Origin of the sequence: Cryobacterium sp. MP_3.1 (assembly GCF_035984795.1) — a bacterium.
GTDB lineage: Bacteria > Actinomycetota > Actinomycetes > Actinomycetales > Microbacteriaceae > Cryobacterium > Cryobacterium zongtaii.
Map to the genome: position 1 here is coordinate 100,415 of NZ_JAXCHV010000011.1, position 13,310 is coordinate 113,724.

Annotated in this window: 10 protein-coding genes; 5 read left to right on the plus strand and 5 right to left on the minus strand. The window is 69.3% G+C overall.

Annotated features, from left to right (window positions below; all coding sequences use genetic code 11):
- Positions 1 to 2 precede the first annotated feature (2 nt).
- The 5 genes from RCH12_RS09520 to RCH12_RS09540 form a co-directional block, all read right to left on the minus strand.
- A complete protein-coding gene (locus RCH12_RS09520) occupies positions 3 to 1,265 on the minus strand; it encodes a hypothetical protein (protein ID WP_327016719.1) in 1,263 nt (420 codons plus the stop codon).
- Positions 1,266 to 1,317: 52 nt separating this feature from the next.
- Positions 1,318 to 3,084, minus strand: a complete 1,767-nt coding sequence (locus tag RCH12_RS09525) for an ABC transporter ATP-binding protein (protein WP_327016720.1) — start codon at positions 3,082 to 3,084, stop codon at positions 1,318 to 1,320.
- The gene (locus tag RCH12_RS09530) at positions 3,081 to 3,881 is read right to left on the minus strand and encodes an ABC transporter permease (RefSeq protein WP_103432148.1); all 801 of its coding nucleotides are present in this window, start codon (positions 3,879 to 3,881) and stop codon (positions 3,081 to 3,083) included. The genes RCH12_RS09525 and RCH12_RS09530 overlap by 4 nt, the downstream gene beginning before the upstream one ends.
- A gap of 80 nt (positions 3,882 to 3,961) precedes the next feature.
- Positions 3,962 to 4,951, minus strand: a complete 990-nt coding sequence (locus tag RCH12_RS09535; protein WP_442784572.1) for an ABC transporter permease — start codon at positions 4,949 to 4,951, stop codon at positions 3,962 to 3,964.
- Positions 4,936 to 6,618 carry an ABC transporter substrate-binding protein gene (locus RCH12_RS09540; protein ID WP_327016721.1) on the minus strand — a complete coding sequence of 561 codons (1,683 nt, stop codon included), beginning with the start codon at positions 6,616 to 6,618 and terminating at the stop codon, positions 4,936 to 4,938. The genes RCH12_RS09535 and RCH12_RS09540 overlap by 16 nt, the downstream gene beginning before the upstream one ends.
- A gap of 125 nt (positions 6,619 to 6,743) precedes the next feature.
- Between RCH12_RS09540 and RCH12_RS09545 the strand changes: the two genes are divergently transcribed.
- From RCH12_RS09545 to ndk, 5 genes are all read left to right on the plus strand, one after another.
- Positions 6,744 to 7,364, plus strand: coding sequence for a TetR/AcrR family transcriptional regulator (locus RCH12_RS09545; RefSeq protein ID WP_243399227.1), 621 nt, complete (start codon positions 6,744 to 6,746; stop codon positions 7,362 to 7,364).
- A 253-nt stretch (positions 7,365 to 7,617) separates the two neighbouring features.
- Positions 7,618 to 11,046: an isoleucine--tRNA ligase gene (gene ileS, locus RCH12_RS09550; RefSeq protein ID WP_327016722.1), complete on the plus strand. Its 3,429-nt coding sequence runs from the start codon at positions 7,618 to 7,620 to the stop codon at positions 11,044 to 11,046.
- Positions 11,039 to 12,409 carry a bifunctional folylpolyglutamate synthase/dihydrofolate synthase gene (locus RCH12_RS09555; protein ID WP_327016723.1) on the plus strand — a complete coding sequence of 457 codons (1,371 nt, stop codon included), beginning with the start codon at positions 11,039 to 11,041 and terminating at the stop codon, positions 12,407 to 12,409. Before ileS ends, RCH12_RS09555 begins: the two co-directional genes overlap by 8 nt.
- Positions 12,406 to 12,762 (plus strand): DUF4233 domain-containing protein, encoded by a 357-nt coding sequence (locus RCH12_RS09560; protein ID WP_103431971.1) that lies wholly within the window; start codon positions 12,406 to 12,408, stop codon positions 12,760 to 12,762. The genes RCH12_RS09555 and RCH12_RS09560 overlap by 4 nt, the downstream gene beginning before the upstream one ends.
- A complete protein-coding gene (ndk, locus tag RCH12_RS09565) occupies positions 12,759 to 13,178 on the plus strand; it encodes a nucleoside-diphosphate kinase (RefSeq protein WP_088456374.1) in 420 nt (139 codons plus the stop codon). Before RCH12_RS09560 ends, ndk begins: the two co-directional genes overlap by 4 nt.
- Positions 13,179 to 13,310: the final 132 nt, after the last annotated feature.

Below are 13,310 nucleotides of genomic sequence, written 5' to 3' on the forward strand. Positions count from 1 at the left end.
GGTTACGCGGGCGTGCTGACAGGTTCCGCGAGGGCGGCCGCCTGGCGTCGCTCGCCCAACCGGCGCAGGCAATAGTCGTAGCCGGCGGCGATGAGGCAGATGCGCAGCGGCTCGAGGAGGACCTCGATGGCGAAGATGAGGCCGTCGTCGACGATCATCCACCACGTCACGAGGTCGTGGGCGCCGATCAGCCGGGTCGCGCCGAACCCGATCCAGGCCCCGGCGGCTTCGATCACGGTGTAGGCGAGCACGAAGACACCCATCGGAACCACCCCGGCCCGCCACACCAGCGTCAGGGCGTTCGCGAGCGGCTTCCAGCGGCCCACGAAGCCGGTTCCGACATCCGCAAACCGTCGTGAGACCGCCCTGGGCACGCGGGCATAGCGGGTGCGCACCCGGTCGGAGTAACGATTCTGCGGCACCCTGAGGAGCAGCGGGCCCGTGGTGAGGGCCCGGCCGTAGACGATGCCCGCGAGCGCGAGCCAGGCGACCGGGAGCAGCACGAGGGCGCCGGCCTCGCCGATCGCCCAGGCAATGCCGTCCCACGCGACCCCGATGGGGGCGAAGACGTCTCCCAGCTCGGCGCGCAGATCTGCTATCCAGTGCATCGCCGCCCGGTTCGCGACCCACGAGTCGACCTCATCACGGTAGCTGCTGATCAGGAACAAGGTGAGATAGACCCAGACGGCCTCGAGGTACACCGTCACCACTGCACTCCAGCGCGGCAGTCTGGCGCTGTACCGCTTGAGCAGAAACCGCCCGGTGAACGCGATCGCGATCGCCGTTGCAGACGCCCAGGTGAGTTCGAGGTTGAGCACCCCGGCCGAGTTGTCGGTGTCGTCGAACGGGTTGATCTTAGCCAGCGCCGAGGCCGCGTACTGCAGGGTGTCCTCCGCCAGGAACTGCCAGGCGGCGTAGAAGGCGAAGAAGGGCAGCACGCTCGCCAGGAACAGGTCCTGCATGCTGGGACGCGTCGCGGCCGGCGCATCATCGGTGCGGTCGATGGCGTCGTCACCGTTCCTGGCGAGATCGTCGAACGCGGGCATCCCGGAGCGCAGTACCAGGAACATCCCGATGAAGCTCGCCAGCCGGGCGAGGATGGCTACGGGCATGATGAGGAACGCGACGAGGGCGTCCGTGGTCCCGACCAGGGCGGCGACCTCGATCACAAGGTACCGCGCCAGCCATCCGGCCAGATACAACGCCAGCAGAACCGGCCACCTGGAGGCGGCCAGCCGAAGCGTTGAGGTCACGATGGAGAACACATGGCTCAGCGTATGGTACCCGCGGGTTCAGGGAGGGGCTTCAGGGACGCAGTCAGTGCACGCGGGGCACCGCCGCGAGCAGCGCTTGCGTGTACGGATGCGTCGGTGCCGTGAACACGTCGGCAGCGGTGCCGGTCTCGACGACCCGACCGTTCTGCATCACGGCCACCGTGTCGCTGACGTGCTGGATCACCCCGAGGTCGTGGGAGATGAACAGCAGGCTCAGCTTCAGCTCGCGTTGCAGCTCGTCGAGCAGGTCGAGGACCTGGGCCTGCACACTGACATCGAGCGCGGAGACGGGTTCGTCGCAGATGAGGATCTGGGGGCCGGAGGCCAGTGCCCTGGCGATGCCCACCCGCTGCCGTTGCCCGCCGGAGAGGTCGGTGGGCCGGCGCTCCAACAGGGTCGCGGCCAGGCCGACATCGTCAAGAAGAGCGGACGCCCGGGCGGCCGTGGCGCGGCGCCCCGCCGACCCGCCTCCGGTGCTGCTCCCGGCGGTGGCGGCGACGGCGTGGTGAAGGATCTCGCGCACGCTCAACCGGGGGTCGAATGAACCGAGCACGTCCTGGTAGACGGCGCCGACCAGGGGGCGCCTGGCCCGGCGGTCGCGTTCGGGCAGAGTGCTCCACGCCTCGCCGAGTAGGCGCACTTCGCCGGCGTCGGCGGCCGTGAGCGCGAGGGCGAGCCTGGCCGTGGTGGTCTTGCCGGAGCCGGACTCGCCCACGATGCCCAGGGTGCTTCCCGTGGGCACGCGGAAGGACACCTCATCGACGGCGCGGTGCACGGTGCCGTGCGGGCCCCGGAACGACTTGGACAGACCGATGGCCTCCAGGGCGAGGACCGGTTCGGGGATGGGCTCTGCCGCCGGGGGCCGGGCGGCAACGCTGACGGGGAGGCGCTCGGCGAGGGGCTCGGGGAGGCGCTGGGGCCGGTGCGCCACCACGGGCTCCCGCGCGGCGGTCGCCGGCGCGAGCCTGGACCCGCGCGGCCTGTCTACGGGAACCGCGGCCAGCATCCGCCGGGTCTCGGCGTGCCGGGGGGTCTGCAGCACCTCGGCCGTTGTGCCGGTCTCGATGATGCGGCCTTCGTGCATCACCGCGATCCGGTCGGCGATACGGCTCACCACGGCGAGGTCGTGGCTGATCAGCACGATGGCCGTGCCCCGGGCACGCACCTGCTCGAGGAGGTCGAGCACCTGGGCCTGCACGGTCACGTCGAGGGCCGTCGTGGGTTCGTCGGCCACCAGAAGCGGGGGATCGAGGGCGAGGGCGGCGGCGATCAGCGCGCGCTGGCGCTGGCCGCCGGACAGCTCCCCGGAGCGCCGGCCCGCGTAGAGCTCCGGCCGCGCCAGCCCGGCGGCGTCGAGGACCTCGAGCACCCGGTGGCTGCGTTCGGCCCGGTCGAGGCGGGTGTGCAGACGCAGCGAGTCGCCGATCTCGCGGATGATCGGGCGGAGCGGGTCCAGGGAGGCGAGGGCGTCCTGCAGCACCAGGCCCACATCCCGGCCGCGGCGGCGGCGCCAGGTCGACTCCGAGAGCCCGAGCACGGACTCCCCGGCGAGGCTGAGCTCGTCGGCGCTGACCCTGGCCCCGGTTCCGGCCAGGCCGAGGATGCTGCGCGCGGTGACGCTCTTGCCCGAACCGGATTCGCCGACGATGGCCAGGCACTCGCCGGCGCGGACCTCGAACGAGACGCCGCGCACGGCGTCGTCGGCGGACGCATCATCGAAGCCCACCCGCAGGTTGCCCACCCGCAGGGCGACCGCCGGGTGCGAGCCGGTGGCGAGCGGGGCGGCGTCTCGGGAGTCTGTGGTGTTCATGCGTGCCTCATCCGTCGTTCGATCGCGCGGCCGAGGGTCGTCGCGCACACGGCGGTGAGCACGATGAACAGGCCGGGGAAGAAGCTCATCCACCAGGCCGAGGTGATGTAGGTGCGGCCGGCGGAGAGCATGGCGCCCCACTCGGCGGCCGGGGGTTGCGCGCCCAGGCCCAGGTAGCTCAGCGCGGCGGCCCAGACGATGGCCTGGCCGATGCCGAGGGTGCCGAGTACCAGCAGCGGCGCCAGTGTATTGGGCAGGATGTGCCTGGCCAGGATCCGCCCGCGGCCCAGGCCCTGCACGGTGGCCGCCTCCACGAACGCCGAGGAGCGCACCCGCAGCAGCTGGGCGCGGATGATGCGCGCGTAGCCCGGCGCCGTGGAGAGCCCCACCGCGACGATGGCGCTTGCGGGGCCCGGACCGAAGACCAGGATGAACAGCAGGGCCAGCAGCAACCCCGGAAATGCGAACAGCACCTCGAGGAACCTGTTGACCGTGAAGTCCACGGCGGCGCCGAGGGTGCCGGCGATCGTGCCGAGGACAGCGCCCAGACCGAGCCCGATCACGGTGGCCGTGAGGCCGATCAGGAGGGAGTCCCTGGCGCCGTCGACGACGCGGGTGTAAATGTCCCGGCCCGATTCGTCGGTGCCGAACCAGTGGTCCCACGACGGGGCGCCGAACGCGGCCAGCGGGTCGATGGCGAGCGGGTCGCCCGGGGCGAGCAGGCGCGGGGCGATCGCCGCCGTGAGCAGCAACATGGCGACGAGCACGGCAGCGAGCTCCACCACGGAGACCCGCATGATGCCGAACCCGCCGCGGGCGGATGCCGGGGCGCGGCCGGCACCGTGACCGGTCGCCGACGCCTGAATCTCCAGTTCGCTCACGAGAGCGCTCCGATCCCGTGCTCGGTGGGCCGTGGGTCGGCCAGGCCGGACGCGAGGTCGGTGACGATGGTCATCAGGATGTAGGCCAGCGCGACCACCATGACCACGCCGACCACCACCGGAACGTCGCGGACGGTGACGGCGTTGAGCAGGGTGCGGCCGAGGCCGGGCCTGGCGAAGATCGTCTCGACCACCACGGCGCCGCTGATCAGGGAGCCGAACGCCCAGCCGGACAGGCTGATCGCGGGCAGGGCGGCGTGCCGCAGGGCGTGCCGCCAGAGCACCCCGCGGTCGCTTTCCCCCCGGGCCCTGGCCGAGAGCACGAACGGTGATTCCAGGGCGGTGTTCAGGCTCTCGCGCATGACCTGGCCGAGGAAACCGGCCAGGGGGATGGCCAGGGTGGCGACGGGCAGCACCAGGCCGCGGGCATCCGCGGTGCTGATCGGGGGCAGCACCCCCCACCAGACACTGAAGACCACGATGAGGGTGGTGGCCAGCCAGAAGTGCGGCAGGGCCGCAGCGACGATCTCGAGGCCGGTGCCGATCCGGGCCGCGAGGCGGCCGCGCCTTGTGGACCAGGTGGCCAGGACGAGGGCGATCAGCCAGGCGACGCCGAGCGAGAGGACGGCCAGGAGGAGGGTGCCGCCGAGCTGGCTGAGCACGAGCGGGCCGACATCCATGTTGAGCGCGTAGGACCGGCCGAGGTCGCCGGTGGCCAGGCGGCCCAGCTGCTGCAGGTATTGCACCAGCAGCGGCTGGTCGAGGCCGTATTCGGCGCGCACCGCCGCGAGTGCCTCCGGTGAGGTCTGCGAGCCCGGACCGCCGAGGATGGCCTCGGCAGGGTCGCCCGGGATCAGTCGCACGGCGAAAAACGTGACGGTGGCGACGGCCCACAATACGAAGACCGCGCCGGCGAGTCGCCGGGCGAGACCTCGGAGCCGCCGCCGTGCGCCCGGCCGGGCGGCTGTCGTCAGCGGTTCAGCCACGTGTCGTAGAACGCCGGCGTCGACACCGTCGGCAGCGCCCGAGCGCCCTCGACCGCCGAGCCGAGCAGGAAGTGGTTCTGCTGGTCGTAGAGCGGCAGGATGTAGAAGCCCTCCAGGATCAGGTTCTGAGCGTCCTCATACAACGCGGCGCGCTGGTCGGCGTCAGCACCGTTGGTCGAGCCTGTCGAGACCTGGTTCGCCTCGGTGAGCAGGGAGTCCAGTTCGGGGCCGTTCACCTGGGCGTGATTGGCGAAGTAGCCGCTGGGCGCGGGGGTGATGCCGTCGGAGTGGAACAGGATCCGCAACACGTCGGGGCCGATCTTGGTGTACGGCGCGCTGACGGCGTCGTACGCGTTGCTGCCCAGGGCGGTGTACCAGCTGGAGAGGTCCAGCTTGGTCAGCTGAACGTCGAACCCGGTCTCCTTGGCCGTCGCCTGAATCTGCTCGAACAGCGACTGTTCGGCGGGGATGGACTGGTTGGTGCTGACCGGGAAGACCACGGTGAGCCGCACGCCGTCCTTGACCCGGTAGCCGTCGGAGTCCTTCTCCGCCCAGCCGGCACCGTCGAGAAGCTCGGCGGCGGCGTCAGGGTCGTAATCGAACAGATCCGGCCTGGACACCCCGAGCGGTTCGACGCTGGACAGTGCGGAGGTGGACCGTTCGGCGCTGCCCTGGAACAACGATGCAACGGCGTCGTCGACGTTGGCCGAGCGGATGAACGCCTCACGCACCGCGGCGTCGTTGAACGGCGCCTTGCCGGAGTTCAGTTCGATGCGATTCGAGGCGCCGGGGCGCGGCGCGTCGAGGTGAACGATGGTGTCGCTGGCCCCCGCCTGGCTGATGGTGTCGGGCTGGGCGTTGTCGATCACATCGACCTCGCCGGCCTGCAGGGCGGCGTAGCGGGAGGCCGAGTCCGGGATGAATCGCCAGACGATTTCTTCCAGGTACGCGGGCCCGCTGTGCTCGGCATCGGCAGGGGGAGAGCTGTAGTCCTCGTTCCGCACCAGGGTGATGGCGTTCTGCTTCACCCAGGAATCGACGATGAACGGTCCGGTGCCCACCGGTGCGGCGCAGTTCTCGTCCTGGCTGCGCATCAGCGCGGTGGGGGATTCGATGGCCAGCCACGGCTGGGCGAGCGACTCGAGCAGGGCGCTGTCGGGCTGGGCCAGGGTGAGCCGCACCACGGAATCCGAGACCGCTTCGGTACCGGTGACCTTGGCCAGGGCCAGGTATCCGGTCGATGAACCGGTCTCCGGGTCCTGCAGGTGCGCGATGTTGGCCTGCACCGCGGCGGCGTCCAGCGGGGTTCCGTCGGTGAAGGTCACGTCGTCCTTCAGCGTGAACTCCCAGGAGAGCCCGTCGGGGCTCACCGTCCAGCTGTCGGCCAGCCACGGGATGATGGTGCCGTCGGCGTCGAGGGAGACCAACGACTCCAGGAACTGGGAGCTGACCAGGGCCTGCGGGTAGTTGCCGCCGACGTGGGGGTCCAGGCAGGTGGGCTCGGCGTCACCGGATGCGTAGGTCAGGGTTCCGCCGCTGGTCGGCTCGTCGCTGCCGCCAGTGGACGCGGCGCTCGTGCAGCCGGTCAGGGCGAGGCCGAGGGCTGCGGCACCGGCCAGGGCGGCGAGGGTGGTGGAGCGCGGAGGAACGATTCCCGGACGGGGCATGCGGCGGTCTCTTTTCACGAAAGCGGTGCGGTTCAGGGGAGATACGGGGAAAGCCCGCTGTGGCATTATTGGACTCAGTCCAAAAACAGGATGTGTTGAGTCTCATCGTAGAACACAGGAGAGCCGTGTCCGATTCCCGTGCCCCCGGTCGACCCCAGGCGTCGTCCCGGGCCATGCTCGAAGAGGCCGCGGCTGAGCTGTTCCTGGAGCAGACCTACGCCGGTACCACGATCGGAGACATCGCCCGGCGGGCGGGGGTGAGCCGCAATACCTTCTTCAATTACTTCTCGGCCAAAAGCGATCTGCTCTGGGTGGATGTCGATGCGGGCCTGGCCGTGCTGCCCGCCAGCCTCGCCGATTGCGACAGGGCCGCCCCGGTCACCCAATCGGTGCGACAGGCTCTGCTGCGGGTGGCCGCGGGGTTCGGGCCCGGCCGGGTGCCCTGGGCGCTCACCCAGTACGAGTTGATGGCGACGAGCAGCGAGCTGGAGGCATCCGCACTGGCCAGATTTCTCGTACAGGTGGGTCTCGTGCACGAGTTCGTCGGCGCCAGGCCGGGGCAGGCCGCCCTGGCCGACCTCGCCGGACGGGCGTTCTCCAACGCGGTGGTGGCGGCGGCGGTCGCGGCCGCCAGGGAGTGGGCCGCCGCCGGCGTGGGCCGCGGGGAGCTGGCCGGCTACGTGGACGCCGCGATCTCCCCGGTCTGTGCGGGGTTCCACCCGGTTCTGGACCGGGATCAGGCTTGATGACAAGATAGTATTGATCGACAGACGCAGATCCGGCTATCACCGGGGAGTCTTCGGAAGAACGTCGTGTTCGTGCCCCGGCACGTTCTCGACAAGTAGAGCCGAACGGGTCGGGCCCGTCACAGCCTTAGTTTGAGCGGTCGTTCGCTACTTCCAGGAACGGCAAGCGAGGTGGTACCGCGCAACGTCCTGTCGGGGCGAGCGTCCTCGTGGAATAGGCCAGCGACTCAACACCGCCTCGTCCAGGAGAAGCATGACGTACCCGCAGCAGCCCACAGACAACGCGTTCGGCCTCCCCGGTGCCGACCCGGCCCGCATGGACGCAGCCGTCGTTCCCTCACCTAACTTCCCGCAGATCGAAGGCGAGGTACTGGACTTCTGGGAGAAGGACGGCACCTTCCAGGCCTCCATCGACAACCGCGAGGGAGCGCCGGAGTGGGTCTTCTATGACGGCCCGCCGTTCGCCAACGGGCTGCCGCACTACGGCCACCTCCTCACCGGCTACGCCAAGGACCTGTTCCCGCGCTTCCAGACCATGCGCGGCAAGCAGGTGCACCGCCGGTTCGGTTGGGACACCCACGGTCTGCCCGCCGAGCTGGAGGCGGAGCGGAAGCTCGGCATCACCGACAAGAGCCAGATCGAAGAGATGGGCCTGGCCGCGTTCAACGCCGTCGCCCGCGAGTCTGTGCTCGAATACACCAAGGACTGGGAGAAGTACGTCACCCGCCAGGCCCGCTGGGTCGACTTCGAAAACGACTACAAGACCCTCGACATCACCTTCATGGAGTCGGTGATCTGGGCGTTCAAGGAACTGCACACCAAGGGCCTCGCCTACGAGGGCTACCGGGTGCTGCCCTACTGCTGGCGCGACCAGACCCCGCTGTCCAACCACGAACTGCGCATGGACGATGACGTCTACAAGATGCGCCAAGACCAGACGGTCACGGTCACCTTCCCCCTGGTCGGCGCCAAGGCCGAGACCCTCGGCCTCACCGCCGTGCGGGCCCTCGCCTGGACCACCACCCCCTGGACCCTGCCGACCAACCTCGCCCTGGCCGTCGGCCCCAAAATCGTCTACGCCGTCGTTCCCGCCGGCCCCAACGGCACGCCGGATGCCGAGGTGCTGCGCGAGCAGGCCGGCGCACCCGATCCCACCACCGAGGTGCTCGGCGCCGAGTACCTGCTGGCCATCGACCTGGTCGGCAGCTACGCCAAAGACCTGGGCTACGAGAGCGCCGCCGACGCGACGGCCGCCATCAGCCGCACCATCACCGGCCGCGACCTCGAAGGCGTCTCCTACGACCGTCTGTTCGACTATTACGCCGATGAGAGCGAGTGGGGCACCCAGAACGCCTGGCGCTTCGTGGTCGCCGACTACGTCACCACCTCCGACGGCACCGGCATCGTGCACCAGGCTCCCGCTTACGGCGAGGAGGACCAGACGGTCTGCCAGGCCTACGGCATCCCGGTCATCCTCTCGCTCGACGACGGCGGAAAATTCCTGCCCGCCGTCACCGAGGTCGCCGGTCAGCTCTGGAGCGACGCCAACAAGCCGCTCACCCAGCTGATCAAGTCGCAGGGCCGGCTGCTGCGCCAGGCCAGCTACGAGCACTCCTACCCGCACTGCTGGCGCTGCCGCAATCCGCTGATCTACAAGGCCGTGTCGAGCTGGTTCGTCAGGGTCACCGACTTCCGCGATCGTATGGTCGACCTCAACCAAGAGGTCAACTGGGTTCCGGAGAACGTCAAGGACGGCCAGTTCGGCAAGTGGATCGGCAACGCCAGGGACTGGTCGATCAGCCGCAACCGGTACTGGGGCTCCCCGATCCCGGTGTGGAAGAGCGACAACCCCGCCTACCCGCGCATCGACGTCTACGGTTCGCTCGACGAACTCGAAGCGGACTTCGGCGTGCGCCCCACCGATCTGCACCGCCCCTACATCGACCAGCTCACCCGGCCCAACCCCGACGACCCCACCGGGCAGTCCACCATGCGACGCATCGAGGATGTCCTGGACGTCTGGTTCGACTCCGGCTCGATGCCGTTCGCGCAGGTGCATTACCCGTTCGAAAACCGGGAGTGGTTCGACAGCCACAACCCCGCCGACTTCATCGTGGAATACATCGGCCAGACCCGCGGCTGGTTCTACCTGCTGCACGTGCTCTCGACCGCTCTGTTCGACCGGCCCGCGTTCAAGAACGTGGTCAGCCACGGCATCGTGCTCGGCAACGACGGCCAGAAGATGAGCAAATCGCTGCGCAACTACCCCAACGTCAACGAGGTCTTCGACCGCGACGGCTCCGACGCCATGCGCTGGTTCCTGATGAGTTCCCCGGTACTGCGCGGCGGCAACCTCATCGTCACCGAGGAGGGCATCCGCGAGGGCACCCGCCAGATGCTGCTGCCGCTGTGGAGCACCTGGTACTTCTTCTCGCTCTATGCCAACGCTACCGACTACACCGCCACCTGGCGCACCGACTCCACCGATGTGCTCGACCGCTACCTGCTGGCCAAGACCCGCGACCTCATCGAGGACGTCACCGGCGACCTCGAACGCCTCGACAGCACCCTCGCCGCCTCGCGCCTGCGCGACTTCGCCGACGTGCTGACCAACTGGTACGTGCGCCGGTCCCGCGACAGGTTCTGGGCCGGCGTCACCGCCGACGGCACCGGAGCGGATGCCTTCGACACCCTGTACACGGTGCTCGAAACCGTGACCCGCGTAGCCGCGCCGCTGTTGCCGCTGATCAGCGAACGCATCTGGCAGGGCCTGACCGGCGGACGCAGCGTGCACCTCACCGACTGGCCTGATGCCACGGTGTTCCCGGCCGACCCCGGCCTGGTCACGGCCATGGACCAGGTGCGCCTGGTCAGTTCCACAGTGCTGTCGCTGCGCAAGAAGGCCGGCCTGAGGGTGCGGCTTCCCCTGGCGAACCTCACCGTGGTCACCACCGCCGCGGCCGCCTTGGCCGGCTTCGAGGGCATCCTGCGCGACGAGCTGAACGTCAAGGCCGTGACCCTGGTCGAGCAGGAGGCCGACAGCGCTGAGAGCTACGGCATCACCTCCAAGCTCACGGTGAACGCCCGCGCCGCCGGCCCGCGCCTGGGCAAGCAGGTGCAGCAGGTCATCAAGGCCGCCCGCACCGGCGACTGGTCCGAAACCGACGGTGTCGTCACCGCCGGCGGCATCGAACTGGTCGCGGGGGAGTACGAGCTGGAACTGCAGGCCGCCTCCACGGCCACGGACGCCGAGTCGGTGCTGAACAGTTCGGCGCTCGCCCTGCTCGCCGGCGGCGGATTCGTATTGCTGGAAACCACCACCACGCCCGAACTCGAGGCGGAGGGCCTGGCCCGCGACCTCATCCGCGCGGTGCAGGACACCCGCAAGTCGGCCGGTTTCGAGGTCAGTGACCGCATCCGCCTGGACCTGGTCTTCTTCGACGAGGCCGACGCCGCCACCTTCTCGTTGGCGACAGGCGTCGACGTCGCCGGCGAAACCCTGGCCATCCGGTTCAGCACGCACTCGGCGCCGGCCGATGCCGCCGGCACCCCGTCCGAATGGCTGCCCGGTCTGACCGGCTCGATCGTGGAGCACTACGTGCGCTTCGAGGCCAACCACTACGCGAACCACGGACCGGTCATCGTTGCCGTCGCCCGCGACAAAGGAACCATCAATGTCTGACGATTACTACCCCGACGAATTCCGTGACGCCGGCGACGCCGTGCTCGCCGCACTGCTCGAAAGGGTGGGCGAGGGATCTCCCCAGCCGCGGCTGCAGGCGACCCGCCGGGCGGTCGAACTGCTCGGCGACCCGCAGAACTCGTACCCGATCATCCACGTGACCGGCACGAACGGTAAGACCAGCACCGGCCGCATCATCGAGAGCATCCTGCGCGCCTACGGCCTGCGTACCGGCCTGCTGGTGAGCCCGCACCTCGTGCGACTCAACGAACGCATCGTGATCGACGGGCAGTCCATCACCGACGAGGCCCTGGCCGCGAACTGGGCGGACATCCAGCCCTACCTGCTCATGGTCGACGCCGAACTCGCCACCGCCGGTGACGAACCCCTCACCTTCTTCGAGGCCCTCACCGTTTTGGCCTTCGCCTGCTTCGCGGATGCGCCGGTCGACGTGGTCGTGCTCGAGGTCGGCATGGGCGGCGAATGGGACTCCACCAACGTCGCCGACGGCCAGGTGGCCGTGTTCACCCCGATTGCCCTGGACCACACCAAGCGGCTCGGCAGCACCATCGCCGAGATCGCGCGCACCAAGTCCGGCATCATCAAGCCCGCGGCGGCCGTCGTGACCGCAGCGCAGCCGCCGGAGGCCATGACCGAGCTGACCCGGGCCGCCGAGCTCACCGAGTCGACCCTGGTGGGCGAGGGCAGCGAATTCGCCCTCCTCGCCAGCCACGTGGCCGTCGGCGGCCAGCTCATCTCCGTGCGCGGCATCGCCGGCACCTACTCCGAACTGTTCCTGCCGCTCTACGGCACCCACCAGGCCCAGAACGCCGCCGTGGCCATCGCCGCCGTCGAGTCGTTCCTGGGCGCGGGCAGCCAGGCCCTGGTCGAAGACATCCTGGTGGAAGGGCTCGCCACCGCGACCTCGCCCGGACGGCTGCAGTTGGTCGGCATCGAGCCGACAGTGCTCGTCGACGCCGCGCACAACCCGCACGGGGCCCTGGCCCTGTCCGCGGCGCTGGAGAGCTATTTCGACTTCGACGAGATCGTCGTGGTCGTCGGCATCCTCGCCGACAAGGACGCCGCGGGCATCATCGAGGCCCTGCGTCCCGCCGTGGCCCGCTTCCACGTGACCCAGTCACACTCCGAGCGGGCGATCCCGGTCGACGACCTCGCCGACCTCGTCGCTGAACACGTCGGCGACGCGGACACGTTCAGGTTCGGCGACCTCGCCCAGGCCCTCGACGCAGCTCGCGGCTGGGCCCAGGACGCCCCCAAGCGCGCCGTGCTCGTCGCCGGGTCGATCACCCTCGTCGGTGACGCCGTCGCGTTGGCCGACGCGGGGGACTGGATGACCGTATGAGAAGCGGATCGGTTCGCCGCTCACTCGCCTCGATCGTGCTCGGCTTCGAGCTGATCGTGGTGTTCCTGGCCACCCTCGTGATCTTCGGGCTGAGCGATCTGCCAGCCTGGGTCACCCTGGGCGGTGGAGCGTTGCTCTGCCTGATCATGGTCGCCACCCTCGGGTTGCTACGGTACAACTGGGCCTACCTGATCGGCTGGGCCGTCCAGGTCGTCGTCGTCGCCACCGGATTCCTCAACCCGGCGATGTTCTTCGTCGGGGCGCTCTTCGCCGGCATGTGGGTCTACTGCATGATCACCGGCACACGGATCGACAGACAGAACGTCGAAAGACACAACAAGGAGAACTCATGACGAACGTTCAGGAAACACTCGTATTGGTCAAGCCCGACGGCGTGGCCCGCAACCTCTCCGGCGAGATCCTCCGCCGGATCGAGGCGAAGGGGTACTCCCTCGTCGATATCAAGCTCGTGCAGGCCGAGCGCTCGCTCCTCGCCGAGCACTACGCCGAGCACGCCGGCAAGCCGTTCTTCGAACCCCTCGTCGAATTCATGGAAAGCGGCTCGATCCTGGCCCTGCGTGTTGCCGGCGACCGCGTCATCGAGGGCTTCCGCGCCCTGGCCGGCACCACCGACCCCACCACGGCCGCACCGGGAACCATCCGTGGCGACCTCGGCCGGGACTGGGGCCTGAAGGTTCAGCAGAACCTCGTGCACGGTTCGGACTCGCCCGAGTCCGCGGCCCGCGAGCTGGCTCTCTGGTTCGCCTGAACACCTCCCGAACCGCGAGAAAGGCCCCGAAAACGTCGCTTGGGTTCTAGCGGTCGTTGCAACACCCCGTACTTCTGGGAGTTGCAACGACCGTGTCTTCGTTAACGAGTGGAAACCCGTCTTCGGGTGAGA

Excerpts from the sequence above, each read along its gene's own strand:
- ndk (WP_088456374.1), top strand. The coding sequence starts at position 12,759 with ATGACGAACGTTCAGGAAACACTCGTATTGGTCAAGCCCGACGGCGTG.
- RCH12_RS09560 (WP_103431971.1), top strand. The coding sequence starts at position 12,406 with ATGAGAAGCGGATCGGTTCGCCGCTCACTCGCCTCGATCGTGCTCGGC.
- ileS (WP_327016722.1), top strand. The coding sequence starts at position 7,618 with ATGACGTACCCGCAGCAGCCCACAGACAACGCGTTCGGCCTCCCCGGT.
- RCH12_RS09555 (WP_327016723.1), top strand. The coding sequence starts at position 11,039 with ATGTCTGACGATTACTACCCCGACGAATTCCGTGACGCCGGCGACGCC.
- RCH12_RS09540 (WP_327016721.1), bottom strand. The coding sequence starts at position 6,618 with ATGCCCCGTCCGGGAATCGTTCCTCCGCGCTCCACCACCCTCGCCGCC.
- RCH12_RS09530 (WP_103432148.1), bottom strand. The coding sequence starts at position 3,881 with ATGCGGGTCTCCGTGGTGGAGCTCGCTGCCGTGCTCGTCGCCATGTTG.
- RCH12_RS09525 (WP_327016720.1), bottom strand. The coding sequence starts at position 3,084 with ATGAACACCACAGACTCCCGAGACGCCGCCCCGCTCGCCACCGGCTCG.